The organism is Geodermatophilus sp. SYSU D01119, from assembly GCF_054049975.1.
This window is the reverse complement of record NZ_JBJGYL010000038.1, coordinates 13,571-38,639: the sequence shown is the minus strand read 5'-3', so window position 1 is coordinate 38,639 and position 25,069 is coordinate 13,571. Positions and strand designations below refer to the sequence as shown.

Here is a 25,069-nt window from a genome sequence, read left to right as displayed (position 1 = left end):
CGGAAGCTAAGCCTCTCAGCGCCGATGGTACTGCCCTGGAGACGGGGTGGGAGAGTAGGACGCCGCCGGACAACTCTTCACAGCAAGGGCCCCCACCACCCGGTGGGGGCCCTTGCTGCATTTCCGGCATCCGCCGTGACAGGACCCGCCGTGACGGAATGCGCCACGGTCAGCGCCGGCGGACCTCCTTGGTCGTCGCGCCGACGTTGTCGGCGAGCCAGGCGTTCAGGGCGGTGAGATCGCGCCAGGCGGTCCGCACGTGCTCGAGCGCGTCGGGCCCGTGCAGCCAGTCCGCGAACTCGAACAGGCGCCCCGCGTGCAGCGAGCGGTGCCGCAGGAGGTCGGCTCGGGCGTCGTCGACGTCGTAGCCCTTCGGCACCCGGGTGAGCCGGTCGCCGGACACGTCCCAGCCGCCGGCTGCCAGTCGCTCCACCTCGGCACGCAGCCGCGGGCCCTGCACGTCGTCGGCCACCGCGCGGCGGTAGCGCTCGACCTGGTCGGACTCCAGGCGCCAGGCGCCGCCGGCGACCCGCAGCCCTTCCGCGGAGATCTCCACGTACCAGGCGCCCGCGCCGCGCCCCTCCGGGACCGCGACCGCTCCCTGGTGCGTCTTGTACGGCGTCTTGTCGTGGCTGAAGCGGACGTCCCGGTAGGGGCGGAACAGCTTCGCCGGGCCGAACTCCGGTGCGAGGACGTCCACCAGCGCCTGCATGGGCGCCCGCACGCACGAGTCGTAGACGGCCTTCGACCGGGTCCAGTACGTCTTCGAGTTGTCGGCCTCCAGGCCTTCGTAGAAGACGAGGCCCTCGTCGGGGAACCCGGTGAACGTCATGCCTCTCCTCCCAGCAGGGTGTGCCAGCGGACCTCGCGCAGCGGCGCCTCCCCGGTGTCGAGGGTGCGCACCCAGCCGTCCCGGTCCCAGCCGGCCGACTCGAGGAACCCCGCGGTCACGGTGTCGTGCTCGGCGAGCCAGGTGAGCAGCCGGACCGCGCCGGCCGCCACGGCGCGGTCGGCGACGGCCGCCAGCAGGCGGCTGCCGTGCCCCCGCCGTCCCCAGCGCGGCTCCACGAGCACCAGGACGAGCTCGGTGACCGGACCGGCCGCGTCCGCCTCGGCAGGCGCCACCGCGGCGAAGCCGACGACCTGCGCCCCGTCGAGCGCCACCAGCACCGCGTGCCCCGGGGAGGGCGGGTCGCTGATCGCCGCCGCCCACGACGCGGCCGCGGCGGCCGCGTCCCAGGACTCGAGGACCGCGCCGGGCACCGCGCCCGCGGGAGCCGACCGCCAGGCCAGCTCCTGCACGCGGGCGACGTCGGCCGCGTCGGACGGCAGCGCCGGGCGCACCGACACCTCCGCCGAGCCGGTCAGACGCGGGAAGAGGGGACGGGGCTCCACGCGGGCAGCCTAGGTCGGCACCGGGGCGCGGACCGTCACACCCGCGCGGCAAGATCGCCCCCGTGGCCGCACCGACCGCCGAACGGCTCCCCGCCGCACTCGCCCGGCGCATCGCGCTGGCCGCCCAGGGCTTCGCCGAGCCGCGCCCTGCGGGCGCCGTCGACAGCCGGCAGCTGCGCCGCACCACCGAGCGGCTGGCCGTCGTCCAGATCGACTCGGTCAACGTCGTCTCCCGCTCGCACTACCTGCCCTACTACAGCCGGCTGGGCGGCTACCGGCGGCCGGTCCTCGACGACTTCATCGGCCGGCGGCACGAGGTGTTCGAGTTCTGGGCGCACGAGGCGTCCTACCTGCCGGTGCGGCTGCACCCGTACCTGCGCTGGCGCATGGCAGCCGCGGAGGAGCACGCGTGGGGCTCGATGGTGCGCATCCAGCGCGAGCGGCCCGGCTACGTCGCCGAGGTGCTCGACCGGGTGCGGGAGGCCGGGCCGCTCAAGGCCAGCGACCTCGCCGAGCCGCGCCCCGACAGGCCCGGCCAGATGTGGAACTGGCACGCGGGCAAGGTCGCCCTGGAGTGGCTCTTCTACACCGGGGCGCTCACCGCCCGTGCCCGCACGACGTCGTTCGAGCGGGTCTACGACCTCACCGAGCGGGTGCTCCCCGCCGCCGTCGTGCACGCGCCCACGCCCGACCCCGGCGACGCCGTCCGGGAGCTGGTGCGCACCGCCGCCCGCGCCCTCGGCGTGGCCACCGAGCGCGACCTGCGCGACTACTTCCGGCTCCGTCCCGCCCAGGCGCGGCAGGCGATCGCCGAGCTCGAGGAGGCGGGGGAACTGGTGCCGGTCGAGGTCGCCGGGTGGGGCGCCCCCGCGTGGCTCGACCCCGCCGCCCGCCGCCCCCGGTGGATCCGCGCGCGGGCGCTGCTGTCGCCGTTCGACTCGCTGGTGTGGGAGCGGCCGCGGGTCGAGCGCATCTTCGGCTTCCGCTACCGCCTGGAGATCTACACCCCGGCCGCGCAGCGGGTGCACGGCTACTACGTGCTGCCCTTCCTGCTCGGCGACCGCCTCGTGGCCCGCGTCGACCTCAAGGCGGACCGGCAGGCCGGCGTGCTGCGGGTGCAGGCCGCGCACGCGGAGGAGGGCGCCGACCGCGCGGAGGTGGCCGGCGCTCTCGCCGCCGAGCTGGCGCTCGCGGCGACGTGGCTCGAGCTCGACGACGTCGCGGTCGCCGGGCGCGGGGACCTCGCGGCCGACCTCACCTCCGTGCTGCCCGCCCCGCGCACCGTCGTCGCCTAGGCTGGCCCGCCGTGGGGAGCAGCAGCACCGGAGTCGACACCCAGTACGAGGACCTGCTCCGGCGGATCCTGGAGACCGGGACGCCGAAATCCGACCGCACCGGCACCGGCACCGTGAGCACCTTCGGCGAGCGGCTGCGCTACGACCTGTCGGCGTCGTTCCCGCTCGTCACGACGAAGAAGGTGCACTGGCGGTCGGTCGCCGTCGAGCTGCTGTGGTTCCTGCGCGGCGACGGCAACGTGCGCTGGCTGCAGGAGAACGGCGTCAGCATCTGGGACGAGTGGGCCGACGAGGACGGCGACCTCGGGCCCGTCTACGGCGTCCAGTGGCGCTCGTGGCCCGCGCCCGACGGCTCCACCATCGACCAGATCCAGGGCGTCCTCGACACGCTGCGCACGGACCCGGACTCCCGCCGCATGGTGGTCTCGGCCTGGAACGTCGCCGCGCTGCCGGAGATGGCGCTCGCGCCCTGCCACGCGCTGTTCCAGTTCGCCGTGCACGACGGCCGGCTGTCCTGCCAGCTCTACCAGCGCAGCGCCGACATGTTCCTCGGCGTCCCGTTCAACATCGCCAGCTACGCGCTGCTCACCCGCATGGTCGCCGCGCAGGCGGGCCTCGAGCCCGGCGAGTTCATCTGGGTCGGCGGCGACTGCCACGTCTACAGCAACCACGTCGAGCAGGTCCGCGAGCAGCTCTCCCGCGAGGTCCGGCCGTTCCCGACGCTGGAGATCGCGCCCGCGCCGTCGCTGTTCGACCACCGCCTCGAGGACCTCGTCCTGCACGGGTACGACCCCCACCCGGCCATCCGTGCCGCCGTCGCGGTCTGACGGGTGCCGGTCTCGCTGATCTGGGCGCAGGCGCACGACCGGGTCATCGGCGCGGGCGGGCGGCTGCCCTGGCACCTGCCCGAGGACCTGCGGCTGTTCAAGCAGTTGACCACCGGCTCCACCGTCGTCATGGGCCGGCGCACCTGGGAGTCGCTGCCCGCGCGCAACCGGCCGCTGCCCGGGCGGCGCAACGTCGTCCTCACCCGGGACGCCGCCTGGTCCGCCGACGGCGCCGAGCGGGCCGGCTCGCCGGAGGAGGTGCTCGCCGCCGCCCCCGACTGCTGGGTGATCGGGGGCGCGGAGGTGTACGCCGCGTTCCTGCCGCACGCCTCCCGGCTGGTGGTCACCGACGTCGACCTGCTCGTCGACGGCGACACCTGCGCCCCCGCCCCGGGCGGGGAGTGGCGGCGGGTCTCGCGGACGCCGGAGGACGGCTGGGCCCTCTCGTCGTCGGGGCTGCGGTACGCGGTCAGCGAGTACGGGCGGGCGCCCGCTGCCGGGACCGGCGCCGTCCGCGACGGTCGGTAGATTCGACCGCATGACCACCGACCCCGCCCGGCCCTTCGGGCGCGTCCTCACGGCGATGGTCACCCCGTTCGCCGAGGACGGCTCGATCGACCTCGCCGGGGCCCAGGAGCTGGCCGCGCACCTCGTCGACCGGGGCGCCCACGACGGCCTGGTCGTCCTCGGGACGACGGGGGAGGCGCCGACGGTCAGCGACGCCGAGAGCCGCGCCGTCCTCGAGGCGGTCCTCGACGCGGTGGGCGACCGCGCCGTCGTCGTCGCCGGGGTGGGCACCAACGACACCGCGCACAGCATCGACCGGGCCCGCGACGCCGAGCGGCTGGGCGCGCACGGCCTGCTCGTCGTGACGCCGTACTACAACAAGCCGCCCCAGGCCGGGCTGCTGCGGCACTTCACCTCGGTCGCCGACTCCACCGACCTGCCGGTGATGCTCTACGACATCCCGCCGCGCTCGGTGGTCCCGATCGAGGTCGAGACGCTGGTCCGCGCCGCTGAGCACCCGCGGATCGTCGCGGTGAAGGACGCCAAGGCCGACCTCGGCGCCGTCGCCTGGACCCTCGCCCGCACCGACCTCGCCTACTACTCCGGCGAGGACATGCTCAACCTGCCGCTGCTGGCCCTCGGCGCCGTCGGCGTCGTCAGCGTCGTCGGGCACCTGGTCGGCCCCCGCCTGGCCGAGCTCATCGCCGCCGTCGAGGCCGGTGACCTGGTGAAGGCGCGCGAGGTCAACCAGGCCCTCCTGCCGGTCTACACCGGCATCTTCCGCACCCAGGGCGTGATCATGGTGAAGGCCGCGCTGCGCGAGCTCGGGCTGCCCGCGGGCCCCGTGCGCCCGCCGATGGTCGACGCCACGCCCGATCAGATCGCGCAGCTGCGCACCGACCTCGCCTCCGGAGGCGTCCCCCTGTGACCGTCAGCTCGGCCGGACAGGCCACCCAGCCGCACCTGGACCTGCAGGCCCCGCCGCCGCTGCCCGCCGGCGGCCTGCGCGTCATCGCCCTCGGCGGGCTGGGCGAGATCGGCCGCAACATGGCCGTGCTGGAGTTCGACGGCAAGCTGCTGGTCATCGACTGCGGCGTGCTGTTCCCCGAGGCCGAGCAGCCCGGCGTCGACCTCATCCTCCCCGACTTCGGGGTCATCGAGCACCGCCTGGCCGACATCGAGGCCGTCGTCCTCACCCACGGTCACGAGGACCACATCGGCGCCATCCCCTACCTGCTGCGGCTGCGCGGCGACATCCCGCTGGTGGGCTCCCGGTTCACCCTGGCGCTGGTCGCGGCGAAGCTGCGCGAGCACCGGCTCGACCCGACGCTGGTCGAGGTGGCCGCCGGCGACGACCACGTCGCCGGGCCGTTCCACTGCGAGTTCGTGTCGGTCAACCACTCGATCCCCGACGCGCTGGCCGTCGCCGTGCACACGCCCGCGGGCGTCCTGGTGCACACCGGCGACTTCAAGATGGACCAGCTGCCCCTCGACGGCGTCCTCACCGACCTCGGCGCCTTCGCCCGGCTGGGCCTCGAAGGCATCGACCTGCTGCTCGCCGACTCGACCAACGCCGAGGTGCCCGGCTTCGTCGTCCCCGAGCGCAACATCGGCCCGGTGCTGGAGGACGTGTTCCGCCGCGCCACCCAGCGGCTGATCGTCTCCAGCTTCGCCAGCCACGTGCACCGCATCCAGCAGGTGCTCGACGCCGCCGAGGCGCACGGCCGCAAGTGCGCCTTCGTGGGGCGCTCGATGGTCCGCAACATGGGCGTCGCCCGCGACCTCGGCCTGCTGCGCGTCGCGCCCGGCCTGATGGTCAGCCTCGACGAGGCCACCAGCATGCCGCCGGAACAGGTCGTGCTGGTCAGCACCGGGTCGCAGGGCGAGCCGCTGTCGGCCCTGGGCCGCATGGCTCGCGGCGAGCACTCCCAGGTCACCATCGAGGCCGGCGACACGATCGTGCTGGCGTCCTCGCTCGTGCCCGGCAACGAGACCGCCGTCTACAAGGTCATCAACGGCCTCGCGCGGCTCGGCGCCACCGTCGTGCACAAGGAGACGGCGATGGTGCACGTCTCCGGGCACGCCCCGGCCGGCGAGCTGCGCACGCTGCTCAACGTGGCCAAGCCGCGCTACCTCATGCCGGTGCACGGCGAGTGGCGGCACCTGCGGGCGCACGCGGCGCTGGCCGAGCAGACCGGCATGCCGGCGGACCGGGTCATCCTCGCCGAGGACGGCGTGGTCGTGGACCTCGTCGACGGCAAGGCCTCGATCACCGGGTCGGTGCCGGTGGGCAACGTCTACGTCGACGGGCTCAACGTCGGCGACGTCGGCGAGGAGTCACTGCAGGAGCGGCGCATCCTCGGCGACGAGGGCTTCGTCGCGCTCACCGTCGTCGTCGAGCCCTCCACCGGCACGATCGTGCGGCCGGTGCACCTGTCCACCCGCGGCTTCTCCGACGACCCGACCGCGTTCGACGAGGTGCTGCGCCTGGTCGAGGACAACCTCACGCGCGAGCTCGCCGACGGCCAGCGCGACGCGCACCGGCTCTCGCAGGTCATCCGCCGCACGGTGGGCAAGTGGGTCAGCGACCGCTACCGCCGCCGGCCGATGATCATCCCGACCGTCCTCGAGGTCTGAACGCCGCCGGCGCCGCCCCCGTATGCACCCGGGGGCGGCGCCGGGCACGGGGGCCGGCGCCGCCCCGGCCACTCGGGACGCCCCTCAGAACGAGGAGCGGACCACCACCTCGCCGTCGGCGTCGACCACCTCGAACGCGACGGCGTCGTCGCGCAGCACCGACGAGTTGAGGTTGCAGCGCAGCTCCGCCGCGCCGACGCCGACGAACTCCCCGGCCGACACCTCGCGGCCCTCGTCGTCGGTGACCGCCACCCGGTAGACCTCGCCGTCGGCGAAGCCGGTCCCGGTGAGCTTCACCTCCACGCCCCACGTGTGCGGCACCAGGTCCGCGGTGGCCTGCACGCCCGGCGCCACGGCCTGCACGGCCACGGGCTCCAGCGGCGGCGGGTCGGGCACCGGCCGGACCAGCCACCCGACGACGCCGCCCGCCGCGGCCACCCCGGCCACCGCCGCGGCCGTCAGCGCGCCCCGGCGCACGGCGGCGCGGCGCAGCGGCACCACCTGCCGCCGGCGCTCCTCGGCGACGCGCGCGAGGACGCGGGCGCCGAGGTCCGGCGGGGGAGTGGGGGTCTCGTCGAGCGCGTCGGGGTCGACGGCGGCCAGCCGCGCGGCCAGCGGCGCGATGTCGGCCAGCTCGGCGCGGCAGTCGGCGCAGCCGTCGAGGTGGGCGCGCACCCGGTCGCGCTCGGCGGGGGTCAGGTGCCCGAGCGCGTAGGCGCCGAGCATCTCGCGCAGCTCCCGGTGCTCGTCCCCGTGCGCGCCGCTCACGGCTCGACCCCCATCTCGTCGAGGGCCAGGCGCAGCGCCTTGAGCCCGTAGAACACCCGGCTGCGGACCGTCCCGACCGGCACGCCGAGCTCGGCGGCCACCTCCCCGTACGGCCGGCCGCGCAGGTGCGTCTGCACGATCGCCGTCCGGTGCTCCGGGCTGATCCGGCGCAGCGCCTCCTCCACGACCCACGCGTCGACCAGCCCCTCGTCGGCGGCCGCGACCGGGGGCGCGTCGGCGCCGGCGTCGTCGGTCAGCTGCCGCTGCCAGGGGCGGACGGCGAAGCGCCGGGCCTCGTCGACCACCACGTTGCGCGCGATCGCGAACAGCCACGTGCGCAGGCTGGCCAGCTGCGGGTCGAAGGACGCCGACGCCCGCCAGGCCCGCAGGAACACCTCCTGCACGACGTCCTGCGCCGCGCCGCCGTCGCCGAGCTGGCGCAGCGCGAACCGGTAGAGCTCCGGCCCGTGCGCGGCGTAGGCCGCCTGCACGTCCAGCTGCTCCACCGGCGGCCGTGTGTGCCGTCCCATCCGCGACCTCCCGGCGCCCGACCCCGTCGGGGAGGCATACGGCCGCCGCGCCCCGGCGGTTCAGCGCAGGATCAGTGGACCGTGCTCACCGGACGACGGTCACCGGCTCGATGCCCTCCTCCGCGGGCAGGTCGAAGCCCCACACCTGCGCGTAGAAGGACAGCTCGCCGTCGAGGGCGGCGCGGATGTTCTCCGCCCGCCGGAAGCCGTGCTGCTCGCCCTCGAACAGCAGGTACGCGTGCGGCACCCGCTGCTCGCGCAGCGCCGCGACCATCACCTCGGCCTGCTCCGGCGGCACCACGGCGTCCTCCGCGCCCTGGAACACCGCGAGCGGGGTGCGCAGCGCGTCGACGTGGGTGATGGGGGAGCGCTCGGCGTAGACGGCGGCGCCGGCCGGCCACGGCGCCACGAGCCCGTCGAGGTAGCGCGACTCGAACTTGTGCGTGTCGGCGGCCAGCGCCGCGAGGTCGGCGACGCCGAAGTGGCTCGCGCCGGCGGTGAACGTGCCCGGGCGCAGGGTGAGCGCGGCCAGCGTCGTGTAGCCGCCGGCCGACCCGCCGCGGATCGCCATCCGGGCCGGGTCGACCCGCCCGGAGTCGGCGAGGTACCGGGCGCAGGCGGCGACGTCGTCGAGGTCAAGCACGCCCCAGCGGCCCTGCAGCGCGTCGCGGTACCGGCGGCCGTGCCCGGTGGACCCGCGGTAGTCGACGTGCGCGACGCAGAACCCGCGCGAGGTGAAGTACTGGATCTCCGGGTTCAGCGTCCGGTCGTGGGCCGACGTCGGCCCGCCGTGGACCATCACCACCAGCGGCGGCAGCTCGCCCGCCGGGGCGGTTCCGTCCGGGTTGGTCGGCGGGTAGACCGAGGCGTGCGCCTCGGCGATGCCGGTGCCGCGGTCCTCGGTGGGGAAGACCACCTGCTCGGGCACCGACAGCCACGAGCGGTCCAGCCCGAGGTCGCGGGCCGGACGGAGCACCTCGGCCCGGCCGTCGAGGCCCGCGCGCAGCACCACCGGCTCGCTGGTGGGCCCGCCGGCCGAGCACACGACGCCGTCGCCGTCGGCGGTCAGGTACTGCAGCACCGGCCACCCGGGCAGCGGCACCTCCGCCGTCGACCCGTCGGGCTCGCGCACGACCAGTGCCTCGTCGCCGGCGAGCACCACCCGGCCGCCCGGGAGCACGGCGAAGGAGCGGGAGCCGAACCGCCACTGGGGGCCGGCGAGGTCGCGGCCGAGGTCGAGCGCGAGCTCCGCCGCCCCGCCCGGCCGCCGGCGCCACAGCGCCCAGACCCCGGTGCGGTCGCAGGCGAACCACAGCGTGCCGCCGTCGTCCCAGGTCGGCTGCACCACCGACTCGCCCGGGCCGCCGGCCACGACGGTCTCCGTGCCGGAGGAGTCGCGCACCACCAGCTGCGCGGCGTCCCAGGGCATGTGCGGGTGGTCCCACTGCAGCCACGCCAGCGACCCGTCCGGGCCGGGGCGCGGGTCGGAGACGAAGTCGGGGCCGCTGACCAGCACCTCGGCGGACCCGTCGGGGGCCACCCGCACGACCTCGTTCACGACGTCGGCCGCCGCGCCGCTCGCGGTGTGGGTCTCCCGGACGGCGAGCAGCGCGCCGTCGCCGGTGGGCGTGAGGTCGGCGTAGCGGACGCCGGCGGGCAGCTCCGGCTCCGGGGTGACGGCGACCGGGCCGTCGGCGCCCGGGTCGAGCCGGTACAGCCGCTGGTCGTCGAAGTGGGTGAACCACACGGTGCCCCCGGCGACCGTCCACGCGCCGCCGCCGTACTCGTGCACGCGGGTGCGGGCGTTCCACGGCACGGGCAGCACGTCGGTGACCGCGCCGTCGGCCGTCCGGCGCAGCAGGGCCGACCGCCCGCCCTCGCCCGGCCGCGACTCCGACCACCAGACCGCGCCGCCGTCCACGGCGACCTCACCGAGCCGGGCGGCGGCGCGGACGACGAGCGCGGAGGTGACCGGGGTGGGCCAGCTGCCGTACGGGACGGCCGGGGGAGGGGACACCGGTGGGGTCATGGGGGCGACCGTAGGCGGGGGACACGACTCCTCGCCTGCCTGGGAGGAGCCTGGACGGCGGCTACCGTTCGACGCATGCCTGCCCGCACCACGCCCTCGCGCCGGCCGGCCGGCTCGGCCCCGAAGGGCCGGTCCGGGTCGACGGCCTCGGGGAAGCGGCCGGCCTCGCGCACGCCCGCCCGCAACGGCAACCGCAAGCCCCCGGCCCGCAAGCCCGCCCCCGCGAAGGGTCCCGGTGCCGCCGGGGCCGCCTGGCGCGCCGCCTCCGGCACCTGGGGGCTGCTCGCCCGCGGCGCCGGCAGCCTGGCCCGCTCGATCGCCCGCCCGGAGGAGGCCGAGCCGCTCGCGCCGGAGCACCGCCGCGACGGCGCCGGCCTCGCCGTCCTCGGCCTGGCCGTCGTCCTCGGCGCGGCCGCCTGGTTCGACGGGATCGGCCCGGTCGGCGCCGGGATGGCCGACGCCACCCGCTGGGTCGTCGGCTCGCTGGTCCTCCTGCTGCCCGCCGTCCTGTTCCTGGCCGCGCTGCGGCTGCTGCGCCGGGCCCCGCGCCCCGAGGCGCGCGGCCGGCTGGCCATCGGCTGGGTGTGCGCCACCGTGGCGGTGCTCGGCATCGCCTCCGTCGTCGGCACGCCCGCTGACCCGGTCGAGGGCGAGCCCGGCACCGGCGGCCTCGTCGGCTGGGCGGTCGGCACGCCGCTGACCGCCGGCGTCGGCGCCGTCGTCGCCGTCGTGCTGCTGTCCCTGCTCGCCGTCTTCGCGGTTCTCGTGCTCACCGCCACCCCGCTGCACCAGGTGCCCGAGCGGCTGCGCGCCTTCGTCGACCGGGTCACCGGCCGCGACGACGGGGAGTGGGACGACGACGGGTACGACGAGGACGCCTACGAGGAGGACGAGGAGCCCGCGCCGCCGCGGCGCGGCCGCCGGGCCCGCGCCGCCCTCGCCGAGATCCTCGCCGACGAGGCGGCCGACACCTCCGCCACGGGCCCGATCGACCACGTGCCCACCGCCGACGTCCGCGAGGCCGTGCGGCACGAGCCGGCGCCCGAGCCCGCCGCCACGGCGCCGCGGTCGGCCGTCGTCGACCGCACCGCCCCGCCCGAGGACCTCCCGCCGGTCGAGGAGCCGCAGCAGCTGGTCATCCAGCCGGTCGAGGGCGACTACGTCCTGCCCTCGCTGAGCACGCTGCGCCCCGGCACCCCGCCGCGCGCCCGCTCGTCGGCCAACGACGCCGCGATCGAGGCGATCACCCGGGTCCTGGAGCAGTTCAACGTCGACGCCGCCGTCACGAGCTTCACCCGCGGCCCGACGGTCACCCGCTACGAGATCGAGCTGGGCCCCGCGGTCAAGGTCGAGAAGATCACCGCGCTGACGAAGAACCTCGCCTACGCGGTCGCCAACGACAACATCCGCATCCTGGCGCCCATCCCCGGCAAGTCCGCCGTCGGCGTCGAGGTGCCCAACACCGACCGCGAGACGGTCAGCCTCGGCGACGTCATGCGCTCGCAGGCGGCCAAGCAGGACCCGCACCCGATGCTCGTCGGCCTCGGCAAGGACATCGAGGGCGGCTTCGTGTGCGCCAACCTCGCGAAGATGCCGCACCTGCTGGTGGCCGGTGCCACCGGTGCCGGCAAGTCCTCCTGCATCAACTCGCTGCTGACCTCGCTGCTGCTGCGGGCCACGCCCGACCAGCTGCGGATGATCCTGGTCGACCCGAAGATGGTCGAGCTCACGCCCTACGACGGCATCCCGCACCTGATCACGCCGATCATCACCGACCCGAAGAAGGCCGCCACCGCGCTGGCCTGGCTGGTCGAGGAGATGGAGCAGCGCTACCAGGACATGCGCGCCACCGGCGTCCGGCACATCGACGACTTCAACCGCAAGGTCGAGCGCGGCGAGATCGTGGCCCCGCCCGGCAGCGAGCGGGTCTACCGGCCCTACCCCTACATCCTGGCGATCGTCGACGAGCTCGCCGACCTCATGATGGTCGCCCCGCGCGACGTCGAGGAGTCGATCGTCCGGATCACGCAGAAGGCGCGCGCGGCCGGCATCCACCTGGTGCTCGCCACGCAGCGGCCCTCGGTCGACGTCGTCACCGGCCTCATCAAGGCCAACGTGCCCTCACGGCTGGCGTTCTCCACCTCCAGCCTCACCGACAGCCGGGTCATCCTCGACCAGCCGGGCGCGGAGAAGCTGATCGGCATGGGCGACGCCCTGTTCCTGCCGATCGGCGCGGGCAAGCCGATCCGCGTCCAGGGCGCCTACGTGTCCGACGCCGAGATCGAGGCGGTCGTCGAGTTCACCAAGCGCCAGGCGGAGCCGGAGTACCGCGAGGAGGTCTTCAGCGCCGCGCAGGGCGAGAAGAAGGAGATCGACGAGGACATCGGCGGGGACCTGGACCTGCTGTGCCAGGCCGTCGAGCTCGTGGTCACCAGCCAGTTCGGGTCGACGTCGATGCTGCAGCGCAAGCTGCGCGTCGGCTTCGCCAAGGCCGGCCGGCTCATGGACCTCATGGAGACCCGCGGCGTCGTGGGCCCGTCCGAGGGCTCCAAGGCCCGCGACGTGCTGGTGAAGCCCGACGAGCTGGAGTCGGTGCTCTTCACGCTCCGTGGCGGCACCCTGCCCGGCGGCGAGGACTGAGCCCCCGAGGGGGGAGCATCACCCCGGCGCGACCCGGAACGGTCCCGGACAGCACCTACGATGGTCCGGTGAGCGCTCCGACCGGCCCTGCCCGCACCGTGGCGGTGGTGACCCTCGGGTGCGCCCGCAACGAGGTGGACTCCGAGGAACTGGCCGGCCGGCTGGCCGACGGCGGCTACCGCCTCGTCGACGACGCCGAGGGCGCCGACGCGGTGCTGGTGAACACCTGCGGGTTCATCGAGTCGGCGAAGAAGGACTCGGTGGACGCCATCCTCGCCGCCACCGACTCCGGCGCCCGCGTCGTCGCCGTCGGGTGCATGGCCGAGCGGTACGGCTCCGAGCTCGCGGGCGCGCTGCCCGAGGCCACCGTCCTCGGCTTCGACGACTACGCCGCGATCGGCGACCGGCTCGACGACGTCCTCGCCGACCGGCCGCTGGTGCCGCACACCCCGCGCGACCGCCGCACGCTCCTGCCGATCAGCCCGGTCGAGCGCACCGCGGCGGTGGCCGCGGGGCGTGCGGGCGACGCCGAGGCGCCCGCCATCCCCGGCCACGGCTGGGTGCAGCGCCGCCGGCTGGCGTCAGGCCCCACCGCCGCGCTCAAGCTGGCGTCGGGCTGCGACCGCCGCTGCGCCTTCTGCGCCATCCCCACCTTCCGCGGCTCGTTCGTGTCCCGCCCGCCGGCCGACGTGCTCACCGAGGCGCGCTGGCTGGCCGGCCAGGGCGTCACCGAGCTCGTGCTGGTCAGCGAGAACTCCACCTCCTACGGCAAGGACCTCGGCGACCTGCGCTCGCTGGAGCGCCTGCTGCCGCAGCTCGCCGCCGTCGAGGGCATCGCCCGCGTGCGGGTGGCCTACCTACAGCCGGCGGAGCTGCGCCCCGGGCTGCTCGAGGTCATCGCCACCACCGACGGCGTCGCGCCCTACTTCGACCTGTCCTTCCAGCACTCCTCGCCGGGGCTGCTGCGCCGGATGCGCCGCTTCGGCGGCACCGACGACTTCCTGGCCCTCGTCGAGCGAGCGCGGTCGCTCGCGCCGGAGGCCGGGTTCCGCACCAACGTCATCCTCGGGTTCCCGGGGGAGACCGAGGACGACGTCGCCGAGCTCGAGCGGTTCCTCACCGGCGCGCGCCTCGACGCCGTCGGGGTCTTCGGCTACTCCGACGAGGAGGGCACCGAGGCGATGGGCCTGCCGGGCAAGCTCGACCAGGGCGAGATCGACGCGCGGGTCCGGCGGATCACCGACCTCGTCGAGGAACTCACCGCCCAGCGCGCCGAGGACCGGGTCGGCACCCGCGTCGAGGTGCTGCTGACCGAGGACCTCTCGGCGGAGGAGGGGCCGGGCGTGTGGGCCGGCCACGCCGCCCACCAGGACCCGGACGCCGACGGCACCACCACCGTCACCGGCGTGCCCGACGGCGCCCGCCCCGGGCAGCTGCTCACCGCCGAGGTCACCGGCACGGAGGGCATCGACCTCGTGGCGGCCGCGCTGGTCCCGGCCGCCCGGTGAGGTCCCGGTGAGCGCCGTCGCCCCCGACCCGGCGGCGACCCCGCCGTCGTCGGCCCGCCTGGTCAACCTCCCCAACGCACTCACCGTGCTGCGGCTGGCCGTGGTGCCGGTGTTCGCCGTGCTGCTGCTCTCCGACGGCGGGATGGACGACGACCGCCGCATCTGGGCCACGGTGTTCTTCGCCTTGGCGATCATCACCGACCGCTACGACGGGCTCATCGCGCGGCGCACCGGGCAGGTCACCGAGTTCGGCAAGCTGGCCGACCCGATCGCCGACAAGGCGCTCACCGGCACCGCGCTCATCGGGCTGTCGGTGCTCGCGCTGCTGCCCTGGTGGGTGACGCTGGCGATCCTCGTCCGCGAGGTCGGCGTGACGCTGCTGCGGTTCTGGGTGATCCGGCACGGCGTCATCGCCGCCAGCCGCGGCGGCAAGGCCAAGACCGTCGTGCAGGCGCTGGCGATCGGCCTGTACATCCTGCCGCTGACCGGCCTGCTGGCCACCGCCCGCTGGTGGGTCATGGCCGTGGCGCTGGTGCTCACGCTGCTCACCGGCCTCGACTACGTCCACCGCGCGCTCTCGCTGCGCCGCACCAGCGCCCGCGCGATGCGCGCCGCGGCCGCCCGCCGCGCGGCCGGGCCCACCGGCTCGCGCAGCGACACCGCCGCCTGAGCCCACGGGGGAACGCCCAGGCGGGTGGCGGTGTTACGCCATGAGCGGACGCGGCCCCGCCGGGTCGGGAACCGACGGTGGCGCCGCGTACCGTGGGCGCACGGCACCCCCGGGTGCCGCCGCTCTTCCCTCAGCCAGACAGGAGACGGCCATGACGCTGCTGCGTACGGAGCTCGGGCGGACCCTGCGCGGGCACCGGCTGCGCCAGCGGCGGACGCTGCGCGACGTCTCCGGTGCCGCCCGGGTGAGCCTGGGCTACCTCTCGGAGGTCGAGCGGGGGCAGAAGGAGGCCTCCTCCGAGCTGCTCGCCTCGATCTGCGACGCCCTCGACGTCGAGCTCGCCGACCTGCTCGCCGAGGTCAGCACCGAGCTGCGCGGCCCCGCCGCCCGCGTCCGCCCGCTGCCCGCCGGTGTCCCGGCCGACGAGGCCGCCGCCGGGTCCGCCGCGAGCGAGGACGCGCCCGCCGCCGAGACGCTCGTCCCGGCCGGCGCCGAGCCGGCGCTCGCCCTGGTGGGCGCCACCAGCCGGGCCGCCCACCGCGCCGGCGCCGCGGTCTCGCTGGCCGCCTAGTCCCCGTCGTCCCGCCCGGCACCCCCGTGGGGTGCCGGGCGCTCGCGCGCCGGTCGTGGCAGGCTGGGACGACGGTCTCCCCGCCGCGCGAGACCGGTTCGCCAGGCCTTCCGCGGAGGTCGCCGTGCGGTACCTGTTCCGCCCCCCGGGCACCGACGGTGCCCGTCTGCTCGCCCTGCCCTGGCACCTGCCGCTCGAGGAGTGGCCGCCGGAGCTGCTGCTGGAGGTGCCGCAGCGCGGCATCTCGCGGCACGTCGTCCGCTTCGTCGCCGAGCAGGGCCGCGTGTTCGCGCTCAAGGAGATCTCCGAGCACCTGGCCCGGCACGAGTACGCGCTGCTCGGCGAGTTCGAGGAGGAGGGCCTGCCGGCGGTCTCGGTGCTCGGCGTCTGCGTCGACCGGCCGGACGGGCAGGACGCCATCCTGGTCACCCGGTACCTCGAGTACTCGATGTCCTACCGGTACCTGTTCTCGCGACCCAGCGCCCGGCAGTCGGTGGACCAGCTCATGGACACCCTCGTGGTGCTGCTGGTCCGGCTGCACCTGGCCGGCGTCTTCTGGGGGGACTGCTCGCTGTCGAACACCCTCTTCCGGCTCGACGCCGGGGCGCTGGCCGCGCACCTGGTCGACGCCGAGACCGCCGAGCGGCACCCCCAGCTCTCCCGCGGCCAGCGGCACTACGACCTGGACCTGGCCCGCGAGCGGGTGGGCGCGGAGCTGCTGGACCTGCAGTTCGGCGGGCTGCTGCCCGACGGCGTCGACCCGATCGAGGTGGCCGACAGCCTGGAGGGCCGCTACGCGTCGCTGTGGGAGGAGGTCACCCGCGAGGAGGTCTTCCGCACCGACGAGCAGCGCTACCGCGTCGCCGAGCGGCTGCAGCGGCTCAACGACCTCGGCTTCGACGTCGGCGAGATCGAGCTGGTCACCGACGACGAGGGCGCGAGGCTGCGCGTGGACACCCGGGTGTCGGCGCCCGGCCAGCACCGCCGCGAGCTCATGCGGCTGACCGGCCTGGAGGTGCAGGAGAACCAGGCGCGGCGGCTGCTCAACGACCTGCGCTCCTTCCGCGCCTACCTCGAGCAGAAGGAGGGCCGGCCGGTGTCGGAGGCCCTGGCCGGAGCCCGCTGGCTCGCCGAGGTCTACCGGCCGGTCATCGACTCGATCCCGGCCGAGCTGGCCGGCCGGCTCGCCCCGGCGGAGGTCTTCCACGAGGTGCTCGAGCACCGCTGGTTCCTGTCGGAGAAGGCCGGCCGTGACGTCGGCACGACCGCCGCCGCGCGGTCCTACCTCCGCAACGTGCTGCCCTCGACCCCGGAGGAGCTGACGACACCCTCGGTGATCGCCACCCGTCCCTGAGCGGAGGGCGGGGCCGCTGGTCACGGGGCGGACACGCCCGGGTTGCGCCCCGTTGTGGGCTGGGCCACGGTACGGGAGCGCGGTGATCGTCGGTGCTCGCCGAAACGGAGGCGATGAGTCTTGTCCATCGCAACAGGTCGGATCCCGGGGGCCGGAGGCGGCGGTAGTCCGCATCGCCGACGGCGACCACGGCGAGCGATCGGCGGTGCGGCCGCCGCTCTCGTCGTCGCCTCGACGCTCGCCGCGTGCGGCGGGGGAGGCGACAGCGGGGCCACCCCGGTCCTGAACTGGTACATCAACCCCGACTCGGGCGGCCAGCAGGCCATCGCCGAACGGTGCTCGGAGGAGTCCGGCGGCGCCTACCGGATCGCGGTGTCGATCCTGCCCCGCGAGTCCTCGGCCCAGCGCGAGCAGCTCGTGCGGCGCCTGGCGGCCAACGACGCCTCGATCGACATCATCAGCCTCGACCCGCCCTACATCCCGGAGTTCGCGCAGGCCGGGTTCCTGGCCCCGGTGCCGGAGGACCTCGCCGACCGGGTCACCGAGGGCGTCGTCCAGAGCTCCATCGAGGGCGCGACGTGGGACGACGAGCTCGTCACCGTCCCCTTCTGGGCCAACACCCAGCTGCTCTGGTACCGCAAGTCCGTGGCCGAGGCCGCGGGCCTGGACATGAGCCGTCCGGTCACCTGGGAGCAGATCGTCCAGGCCGCCCAGGACACCGGCACCATCGTCAGCGCCCAGGGCCGGCGGGCCGAGTCGCTGACGGTGTGGTTCAACGCGCTCATCGAGTCCGCGGGCGGCTCGGTCATCGCCGAGAACTCCACGGACCCCGACCAGATCCGGCTCGGCCTGACCGACGAGCCGGGCCGGCGGGCCGCGGAGGTCATGCGCACGGTCGCCACCTCCGGCGTCGTGGGCCCGGCCTTCTCGACCGCCAGCGAGGACACCAGCGCCACGCAGTTCGAGTCCGAGGACGCGGGCTTCATGGTGAACTGGCCGTTCGTCTGGTCCCGGGCGCTGAGCGCCGTGGAGGCCGGCACCCTCGACGCCTCGGTCCCCGACGACTACGGCTGGGCGCTCTACCCGGCCGTCGACGAGGGCACCCCGAGCGCCCCGCCGTACGGCGGGATCAACCTCGGTGTCGGCGCCTTCAGCGACGACGTCGACCTGGCGTACGAGGCGACCGAGTGCATCGTCTCGGACGAGAACCAGGCCGAGTACATGATCACCAACGGCAACCCGGCGTCGTCGCAGGCCGTCTACGACGACCCCGAGGTGCAGGAGGCCTTCCCGATGGCCGACACCATCCGGGAGTCGCTGGAACAGGCGGCTCCGCGGCCGCAGACCCCGTACTACAGCGAGGTCTCCGGCGGTCTCCAGCGCGAGTACCACCCGCCGTCCTCGGTGGACCCGGACTCCACCCCCGAGCGGGCCGAGGAACTCATCAGCGCCGTCCTCCGAGGGGAGCAGCTGCTGTGACGCAGACGACCCTCCCGCCGGTGGAGAAGACCCAGCCGGTCTCCTCCCCACGCGGGACCATCAGCGACCGCTCACGGGCGGAACGGAAGCTCGGCTGGCTGCTGGCCGGCCCGGCGTTCCTGGTCATGCTCCTGGTGACCGCCTACCCGATCCTGCAGGCGGTCTACTACTCGCTGTTCAGCTACCGGCTCACCGACCCGGAGAACCGGTCGTTCAACGGCCTGGCCAACTACTGGGTGGTCCTGAGCGACCCGCTGTGGTGGCAGTCGGTGTTCATCACCCTCGTCATCACGGTGATCACCGTCGCCGTCGAGCTGGTCCTCGGCTTCGGCCTGGCGCTGGTCATGGTCAAGGCGCTCCGGTCGATCCGGCCGGTGGTCCGGGCGGCGATCCTCATCCCGTACGCGGTCATCACCGTGGTGTCGGCCTTCGCCTGGCAGTTCGCCTTCAACATCAACACCGGGTTCGTGAACAGCTGGTTCGCGTGGCTGCCCGGCGTCGACGCGACCACCGACTGGTTCGGCGGCACCGGCACCTCGCTGTTCGTCATCTGCCTGGCCGAGATCTGGAAGACGACGCCGTTCATCTCGCTGCTCCTGCTCGCCGGCCTCGCGCAGGTGCCCGAGGTGCTGCAGGAGGCGGCGAAGGTCGACGGCGCCACCCGCTGGCAGCGGATGGCGCGGGTGACGATCCCGAACATGAAGGCCGCGATCATGGTGGCCCTGCTGTTCCGCACCCTCGACGCGTTCCGCGTGTTCGACAGCATCTACATCATGACCGCGGGGGCCAACGGCACCGAGTCGGTGTCCTTCCTCGCCTACCGGCAGACGATCGCGCGGGTGGAGATCGGGCTGGGATCGGCGGTCTCCGTGCTGCTGTTCCTCGCCGTCGTGCTGATCGCGTTCCTGTTCATCAAGGGCTTCAAGGTCGACCTGGCCCAGGCGAGAGGTGAGCGCTGATGTCGTCGAGGTCGAAGGTCTGGTGGGTGGTCGGTGGCGTCCTCATCGTCATCTACTGCCTGTTTCCGATCGCCTGGATCGTCTCGCTGTCGTTCAAGTCGCCGTCGGACATCTCCAACCAGTCGTTCCTGCCGACGGACCCGTCGTGGACGAACTACTCGACGATCCTCACCGGCTCGGCGAGTGACCTGTTCCTGCCGGCGCTGCGCAACAGCTTCGGGATCTGCCTGATCGCCACGGCGATCTCCTGCATCCTGTCGATGTTCGCCGCCTACGCGATCGCGCGGCTGGACTTCCCGGGGAAGAGGCTCATCCTCGGCACCGCGCTCGCCGTCGCGATCTTCCCGGTCATCTCGATCGTGACGCCGCTGTTCAACCTGTGGCGGCAGATCGGGCTCTACGACACCTGGCCCGGGCTGATCATCCCGTACCTGTCCCTGACCCTGCCGATCTCCATCTGGACGATGTCGGCGTTCTTCCGGGAGATCCCCTGGGAGATGGAGCAGGCCGCGCAGGTCGACGGCGCGACGACGTGGCAGGCGTTCCGCAAGGTCATCGTCCCGCTGGCCGCGCCGGGCGTGTTCACCACCGCGATCATCGCCTTCTTCATCGCGTGGAACGACTTCGCCTACGGCATCTCGCTCACGTCGACGGACGCCTCCCGCCCCGTCCCCGCCGCGCTGGGTCTGTTCACCGGCGCCTCGCAGTTCGAGGACCCGACGGGGGCTATCGCCGCGGCCGCGGTGATCGTCACCATCCCCGTCGTCGTCCTGGTCCTGCTCTTCCAGCGGCGCATCGTCGCCGGCCTCACCAACGGCGCGGTCAAGGGCTGACCCGCCGTGCTCCCCACCCCACTTCCGTCCGAAGGGGACGAGATCTGATGGCCTCCATCGAGATGCGCAACATCGTCAAGCAGTACGGCGACGGCTACCCGGCCGTGAACGACGTCAGCCTGGACATCGCCGACGGCGAGTTCATGATCCTGGTCGGGCCGTCCGGCTGCGGGAAGTCCACCCTGCTGCGGATGATCGTCGGCCTGGAGGACATCACCAGCGGCGACATGGTCATCGGCGGCAAGCGGGTCAACGACCTCGCGCCGCGCGAGCGCAACCTGTCGATGGTCTTCCAGAACTACGCGCTCTACCCGCACATGACGGTGTTCGAGAACATCGCCTTCCCGCTGCGCCTGTCCAAGACGCCCGACGACGAGGTCCGCCGCCGCGTCATGGAGGCCTCCGACGTCCTTGAGCTCAAGGAGCACCTCGAGCGCAAGCCGGCCAACCTCTCCGGTGGTCAGCGCCAGCGGGTGGCCATGGGCCGGGCGATCGTGCGGCAGGCCGAGGCGTTCCTCTTCGACGAGCCGCTGTCCAACCTCGACGCCAAGCTGCGCGGGCAGATGCGCACGGAGATCTCCCGGCTGCAGCGGCGCCTGGGCATCACCACGGTCTACGTCACCCACGACCAGACCGAGGCGATGACGCTGGGCGACCGGGTCTGCGTCCTGCGCAAGGGCAAGATCCAGCAGGTCGCCTCGCCGCGGGAGCTCTACGAGCAGCCGGTCAACCTCTTCGTCGCCGGGTTCATCGGCTCGCCGCCGATGAACTTCCTGCCGGCGAGCCTCGAGGGCACGACGCTGTCGACGCCGTTCGGCCCGGTCGCGCTGGACGAGCAGCGCGCCGCGGCCGTCCGCGGCCGGGAGCTGCTGCTGGTCGGCATCCGGCCGGAGTACTTCGAGGACGCCTCGCTGGTCGACGAGGCCAAGCGGCCGCTGGGCTCGACGTTCCGCGCGCGGGTGGACGTCACCGAGTGGCTGGGCGACTCGCAGTACGCCTACATCCCCTACGAGGCGCCGGAGGCGATCACCGCCCAGCTGCGCGAGCTGTCGCGCGAGCTGGACTCCGAGGAGCTGCGCACCCAGGCGATCGTGTCGATCGACTCGACCAGCCGGATCCGGGAGGGCCGCGAGGCGGAGTTCTGGCTGGACAGCCGGAAGATCCACGTCTTCGACCCGCAGACGGGTGAGAACCTCACGCGGGACGCGGAGGCCGGCGCGCGGCTGACGCAGATGGCCACCGAGGACCGCGTCGAGCAGGTGGAGCACGCGCAGTCGACCGGCCAGACGGTGGGCGGCCAGGGCTCGGGCGCCTCCGGGGCGCACCGCGCCACGGCCTGACCCGCGATCGTGGACGACCGCCGTCCGTGGTGGCGGACGGCGGTCGTCTACGAGGTCTACCTGCGCAGCTTCGCCGACGGCGACGGTGACGGGCTGGGCGACGTGCCCGGCCTGCGCGACCGGCTGCCGTACCTCGCCGGGCTCGGTGTCGACGCGCTGTGGGTGACGCCGTGGTACCCGTCGCCGATGGCCGACGGTGGCTACGACGTCAGCGACCACCGCGACGTCGACCCGCGCTTCGGCACGCTCGGCGACGTCGACGCGCTGCTCGCCGACGCGCACGCGCTGGGCCTGCGCGTGGTCGTCGACCTGGTCGCCAACCACACCTCCGCCGAGCACCCGTGGTTCCGGGCCGCGCTGGCCGGCGGCCCGGGCGCGCCGGAGCGCAGCCGCTACCTGTTCCGGGACGGCCGTGACGGCGGGACCACGCCGCCCAACGACTGGATCAGTGCCTTCGGCGGGCCGGCCTGGACGCGGGTCACCGAGCCCGACGGCCGGCCCGGCCAGTGGTACCTGCACCTGTTCGCCCCCGAGCAACCGGACCTGGACTGGACCTCGCCGGAGGTGCAGGAGGAGTTCGACGGCGTCGTGCGCTTCTGGCTCGACCGTGGCGTCGACGGGATCCGCGTCGACGCCGCGCCGGCCATGGCCAAGGTGCCCGGGCTGCCCAACGCCGGTCACCCACCGGGCGCGACCTTCGCCAGCAGCGAGTGGGTGGGCAACCCGCACTGGGACGTCGACGAGGTGCACGAGGTGTTCCGCCGGTGGCGGCGCATCGGCGACACCTACGACGGCGACCGCCTCTTCGTCTCCGAGGCCGTGGTCAAGGGGCCCGAGCGACTGGCGCGCTACGTGCGGCCCGACGAGCTGCACACCACCTTCAACTTCGACTACCTCAAGGCGCCGTGGGACGCGGGCGCGCTGCGCCGGGTGGTCGACGGGACGCTGGCCGCGCTGGCGCCGGTCGGCGCGCCGGCCACCTGGGTGCTGTCCAGCCACGACGAGACCCGGCACGTCACCCGGTTCGGGCGGGCGCGCAGCGGGGCCGCCGTCATGGGCTTCGACGCCGCCGGGCCGAGCGACCTCGCGCTCGGCCTGCGCCGGGCCCGTGCCGCCGCGCTGCTGACGCTGGCGCTGCCGGGCGGCGCGTACCTGTACCAGGGCGAGGAGCTCGGCCTGCCGGAGGTCGAGGACCTGCCGGCCGAGGTGCTGCAGGACCCCACGTGGGAGCGGTCGGGCCGCACCGCCCGCGGCCGCGACGGCTGCCGGGTGCCGCTGCCGTGGTCGGGGGAGCGGCCGCCGTTCGGCTTCGCCCCGGACGGGGTCGCGCCGTGGCTGCCGCAGCCCGAGGACTGGCGCGCGCTCACCGTGGCCGCGCAGGACGCCGACCCGTCCTCGACGCTGTCGCTGTACCGCGCGGCGCTGCGGCTGCGGCGCGAGCTCCTCGGCGAGCAGCCGCTGACCTGGCTCGACCTCGGCGACGGCGTGCTGGCGTTCGAGCGCGGGCCGGGGTTCCGCTGCCTCGTGAACCTCTCGCCGCTCACGGTGCCGCTGGACGGGGGCCGGCTCCTGCTCGCCAGCGGGGACGTGTCCGCGGGGCTGCCCCCGGACACCGCGGCCTGGCTGGCGCCGGCGGCCGGCTGAGTCAGGCGGTCGCCCGCTGCTCCCTGGCCGCGGCGAGCTCGGCGGCCGTGGGCGGGTCCGCGCCGACGCGGGTGCAGTTGAGGGCGGCCACCAGCGCGGCGTCGTCGACCAGGGCGAGCAGGTCGTCGTCGGACAGGCCCTCCAGCGCCGCGCGGGTGGTGACGCCGGCGCCCAGCAGCCCGGCGAACAGGCCCGCGGCGAGGGAGTCGCCGGCGCCGACCGTGTCGGCGACCGTCACCCGCGGCGTCGCGCGGTGCAGCAGCGGGCGGCCGGGCCGGGCGATGCGCAGCGGGTCGCCGCCGTCGGTGAGCAGCACCAGCGCGGGGCCGCGGGCGGCCCAGCGCCGCGCGGCGTCGTCGAGGTCGGTGGTGTCCGGCTCGAGCCAGGCGAGGTCCTCGGCGCTGACCTTCACGACGTCGGCGACGGCGACCAGCCGGTCGAGCCGCGCGCGGACGCCGTCGGGGTCGTTCCCCAGGGCCGTGCCCACCGGGCCGCCGGCCAGCATGGGCCGCAGGTTGGGGTCGACGCTGACCAGCGCGGTCCCCGCCAGGCGCTCGGCGAGCGCGGCGATCGCCTCGGACCCGGGCGGCGTCCAGGAGGAGATCGACCCGACGTGCAGCAGCGCCGTGCCCTCCGGCAGGACGGCGTCGAGCTCCTCGCCGGTCCACTGCCAGTCGGCGGCGCCCTGCACGTGGAAGCCGTAGTCGGCCGACCCGTCGGGGGAGAGACCGACGACGGCGAGGCTGACCGGCTCGGCGGCGGCCACGAAGCCGGAGACGTCGACGCCGGAGAGCTCGGCGTGCCGGCGCAACGCCGGCGCCATCGGGCCGGTGCCCAGGCGGGCCAGCAGCGCCACCCGGGTGCCGAGCCGGCCGGCCGCGACGGCCACGTTGAGCGCGTTGCCGCCGGGACGGGCGACGTAGTGGGGGGCGGTGCCCTCGGGACCCGCATCGGCCCCGGCGACCGGGAGCAGGTCGACGACGAGCTCGCCGAGCACGGTGAGGACGGGGCCGTCGCTGTCCATCGCCCGACCCTAGCGGCGCGGGTCGTCCCCCGCGGGACACCCGGGGATCCCCGGACGGGGGAGCGCCGCAGGACCGGGGGACTCCCTGCTGGGCCGGGTGCCGCGGTTGCTGGGACGATGGGCGAGGAGGACCGCCGTCGACGACGGCGGTGCGCAGGAGCCACGAGGCGGCGCCGGATGAGCGCCGGAGCAGGAGGAGCTCGCCATGCCCAACCCGATCGTCAAGCTGTGGCGGTACCTGACGGCCTCGGCCAACGCGCAGATCGACCAGCGTGCCGACCCCAAGATCCAGATCCAGCAGGCGATCGAGGCCGAGCAGCAGCGGCACCAGTCGCTGGCCAACCAGGCCGCGGCGGTGCTGGGCAACCAGCGGCAGCTGGAGATGCGCCTGAACCGGCAGCTCGGCGAGGTCGAGAAGCTGCAGGCCTCCGCCCGCCAGGCGCTCGTGCTCGCCGACCAGGCGCGCGGCCGGGGTGACGCCCCCAAGGCCGCCGAGTACGAGCAGGCCGCGCAGGCGTTCGCCACCCAGCTCGTCGCCGCCGAGCAGGCGATGGAGGACCTCAAGCGCAGCCACGATGAGGCGCTGCAGGCCGCCGAGCAGGCGCGCGGCGCGGTCGAGCAGAGCCGGATGCGGCTGCAGACGACGCTCGCCGAGCGCACCAAGCTGATGAGCCAGCTCGAGCAGGCCAAGATGCAGGAGCACGTGGCCGCCTCGATGCGCCAGGTCAACGAGCTGTCGGCGCCGGGCAACACCCCGAGCCTCGCCGAGGTGCGCGACAAGATCGAGGCCCGCTACGCGAACGCGCTGGGCCAGGCCGAGCTCGCGCAGACCTCCGTCGAGGGCCGGATGCTCGAGGTGCAGAAGGCCACCCTCGACGTCGCCGGCGCCTCGCGGCTGGAGCAGATCCGCGCCGGCATGGGCGGCGGGCAGACGCCCGCCGTCGAGGGCGGCACCGGCGCGGCCGGCGCGATCGGCCCGGGCGCCGCGTCGCCGTCGTTCGAGAAGACCGAGCAGACCGCGCAGCGCCCCGAGAACGCCTGACGCACCGCCGCGGCCCG

At 74.7% G+C, this 25,069-nt stretch carries 22 protein-coding genes; 16 read left to right on the top strand and 6 right to left on the bottom strand.

Annotated elements, in window-relative coordinates; genetic code table 11:
* Positions 1-169: 169 nt before the first annotated feature.
* Positions 170-832, bottom strand: coding sequence for a DUF2461 domain-containing protein (locus ACI79X_RS21515; protein ID WP_457027459.1), 663 nt, complete (start codon positions 830-832; stop codon positions 170-172).
* Positions 829-1,395, bottom strand: coding sequence for an N-acetyltransferase family protein (locus ACI79X_RS21510; protein WP_457027458.1), 567 nt, complete (start codon positions 1,393-1,395; stop codon positions 829-831). The genes ACI79X_RS21515 and ACI79X_RS21510 overlap by 4 nt, the downstream gene beginning before the upstream one ends.
* A gap of 62 nt (positions 1,396-1,457) precedes the next feature.
* Between ACI79X_RS21510 and ACI79X_RS21505 the strand changes: the two genes are divergently transcribed.
* Genes ACI79X_RS21505 through ACI79X_RS21485 form a run of 5 tightly spaced genes read left to right on the top strand, consistent with a single transcriptional unit; the run spans position 1,458 to position 6,661 of the window.
* Positions 1,458-2,690, top strand: coding sequence for a winged helix-turn-helix domain-containing protein (locus tag ACI79X_RS21505; RefSeq protein WP_457027457.1), 1,233 nt, complete (start codon positions 1,458-1,460; stop codon positions 2,688-2,690).
* 11 nt (positions 2,691-2,701) lie between these two features.
* The gene (locus tag ACI79X_RS21500; protein WP_457027456.1) at positions 2,702-3,517 is read left to right on the top strand and encodes a thymidylate synthase; all 816 of its coding nucleotides are present in this window, start codon (positions 2,702-2,704) and stop codon (positions 3,515-3,517) included.
* A gap of 3 nt (positions 3,518-3,520) precedes the next feature.
* A complete protein-coding gene (locus ACI79X_RS21495) occupies positions 3,521-4,045 on the top strand; it encodes a dihydrofolate reductase (protein ID WP_457027455.1) in 525 nt (174 codons plus the stop codon).
* A gap of 10 nt (positions 4,046-4,055) precedes the next feature.
* A complete protein-coding gene (dapA, locus tag ACI79X_RS21490; protein ID WP_457027454.1) occupies positions 4,056-4,952 on the top strand; it encodes a 4-hydroxy-tetrahydrodipicolinate synthase in 897 nt (298 codons plus the stop codon).
* The gene (locus ACI79X_RS21485) at positions 4,949-6,661 is read left to right on the top strand and encodes a ribonuclease J (RefSeq protein ID WP_457027453.1); all 1,713 of its coding nucleotides are present in this window, start codon (positions 4,949-4,951) and stop codon (positions 6,659-6,661) included. Before dapA ends, ACI79X_RS21485 begins: the two co-directional genes overlap by 4 nt.
* 84 nt (positions 6,662-6,745) lie before the next feature.
* Here ACI79X_RS21485 and ACI79X_RS21480 read toward each other — a convergent pair whose 3' ends face one another.
* From ACI79X_RS21480 to ACI79X_RS21470, 3 genes are all read right to left on the bottom strand, one after another.
* Complete coding sequence (locus tag ACI79X_RS21480; RefSeq protein WP_457027452.1) at positions 6,746-7,429, bottom strand: anti-sigma factor family protein; 684 nt, start codon at positions 7,427-7,429, stop codon at positions 6,746-6,748.
* Positions 7,426-7,959 carry a sigma-70 family RNA polymerase sigma factor gene (locus tag ACI79X_RS21475; protein ID WP_457027451.1) on the bottom strand — a complete coding sequence of 178 codons (534 nt, stop codon included), beginning with the start codon at positions 7,957-7,959 and terminating at the stop codon, positions 7,426-7,428. The genes ACI79X_RS21480 and ACI79X_RS21475 overlap by 4 nt, the downstream gene beginning before the upstream one ends.
* An 85-nt stretch (positions 7,960-8,044) precedes the next feature.
* Positions 8,045-9,988, bottom strand: a complete 1,944-nt coding sequence (locus tag ACI79X_RS21470; protein ID WP_457027450.1) for a prolyl oligopeptidase family serine peptidase — start codon at positions 9,986-9,988, stop codon at positions 8,045-8,047.
* 75 nt (positions 9,989-10,063) lie between these two features.
* Between ACI79X_RS21470 and ACI79X_RS21465 the strand changes: the two genes are divergently transcribed.
* From ACI79X_RS21465 to ACI79X_RS21420, 10 genes are all read left to right on the top strand, one after another.
* A complete protein-coding gene (locus ACI79X_RS21465; RefSeq protein ID WP_457027449.1) occupies positions 10,064-12,628 on the top strand; it encodes a DNA translocase FtsK in 2,565 nt (854 codons plus the stop codon).
* A gap of 68 nt (positions 12,629-12,696) precedes the next feature.
* Complete coding sequence (gene rimO / locus ACI79X_RS21460) at positions 12,697-14,136, top strand: 30S ribosomal protein S12 methylthiotransferase RimO (protein WP_457027448.1); 1,440 nt, start codon at positions 12,697-12,699, stop codon at positions 14,134-14,136.
* A 7-nt stretch (positions 14,137-14,143) separates the two neighbouring features.
* A complete protein-coding gene (gene pgsA, locus ACI79X_RS21455) occupies positions 14,144-14,806 on the top strand; it encodes a CDP-diacylglycerol--glycerol-3-phosphate 3-phosphatidyltransferase (RefSeq protein WP_457027447.1) in 663 nt (220 codons plus the stop codon).
* A 151-nt stretch (positions 14,807-14,957) separates the two neighbouring features.
* Positions 14,958-15,377, top strand: coding sequence for a helix-turn-helix domain-containing protein (locus ACI79X_RS21450; protein ID WP_457027446.1), 420 nt, complete (start codon positions 14,958-14,960; stop codon positions 15,375-15,377).
* A gap of 124 nt (positions 15,378-15,501) precedes the next feature.
* Positions 15,502-16,731 (top strand): DUF4032 domain-containing protein, encoded by a 1,230-nt coding sequence (locus ACI79X_RS21445; protein ID WP_457027445.1) that lies wholly within the window; start codon positions 15,502-15,504, stop codon positions 16,729-16,731.
* Positions 16,732-16,851: 120 nt separating this feature from the next.
* On the top strand, positions 16,852-18,210 hold the full coding sequence (locus ACI79X_RS21440; RefSeq protein WP_457027444.1) for an extracellular solute-binding protein: 1,359 nt from the start codon (positions 16,852-16,854) through the stop codon (positions 18,208-18,210).
* Positions 18,207-19,169 carry a carbohydrate ABC transporter permease gene (locus ACI79X_RS21435; protein ID WP_457027443.1) on the top strand — a complete coding sequence of 321 codons (963 nt, stop codon included), beginning with the start codon at positions 18,207-18,209 and terminating at the stop codon, positions 19,167-19,169. The genes ACI79X_RS21440 and ACI79X_RS21435 overlap by 4 nt, the downstream gene beginning before the upstream one ends.
* The gene (locus ACI79X_RS21430; RefSeq protein ID WP_457027442.1) at positions 19,169-20,002 is read left to right on the top strand and encodes a carbohydrate ABC transporter permease; all 834 of its coding nucleotides are present in this window, start codon (positions 19,169-19,171) and stop codon (positions 20,000-20,002) included. The genes ACI79X_RS21435 and ACI79X_RS21430 overlap by 1 nt, the downstream gene beginning before the upstream one ends.
* A 47-nt stretch (positions 20,003-20,049) precedes the next feature.
* Positions 20,050-21,342, top strand: coding sequence for an ABC transporter ATP-binding protein (locus tag ACI79X_RS21425; RefSeq protein WP_457027441.1), 1,293 nt, complete (start codon positions 20,050-20,052; stop codon positions 21,340-21,342).
* A gap of 9 nt (positions 21,343-21,351) precedes the next feature.
* Complete coding sequence (locus ACI79X_RS21420; RefSeq protein WP_457027440.1) at positions 21,352-22,986, top strand: glycoside hydrolase family 13 protein; 1,635 nt, start codon at positions 21,352-21,354, stop codon at positions 22,984-22,986.
* 1 nt (position 22,987) lies between these two features.
* Here ACI79X_RS21420 and ACI79X_RS21415 read toward each other — a convergent pair whose 3' ends face one another.
* Positions 22,988-24,010 carry a PfkB family carbohydrate kinase gene (locus ACI79X_RS21415; RefSeq protein WP_457027439.1) on the bottom strand — a complete coding sequence of 341 codons (1,023 nt, stop codon included), beginning with the start codon at positions 24,008-24,010 and terminating at the stop codon, positions 22,988-22,990.
* 205 nt (positions 24,011-24,215) lie between these two features.
* Here ACI79X_RS21415 and ACI79X_RS21410 point away from each other — a divergent pair, with 205 nt between their 5' ends.
* Positions 24,216-25,052 carry a PspA/IM30 family protein gene (locus ACI79X_RS21410; RefSeq protein WP_457027438.1) on the top strand — a complete coding sequence of 279 codons (837 nt, stop codon included), beginning with the start codon at positions 24,216-24,218 and terminating at the stop codon, positions 25,050-25,052.
* The last annotated feature ends 17 nt before the right edge of the window (positions 25,053-25,069 follow it).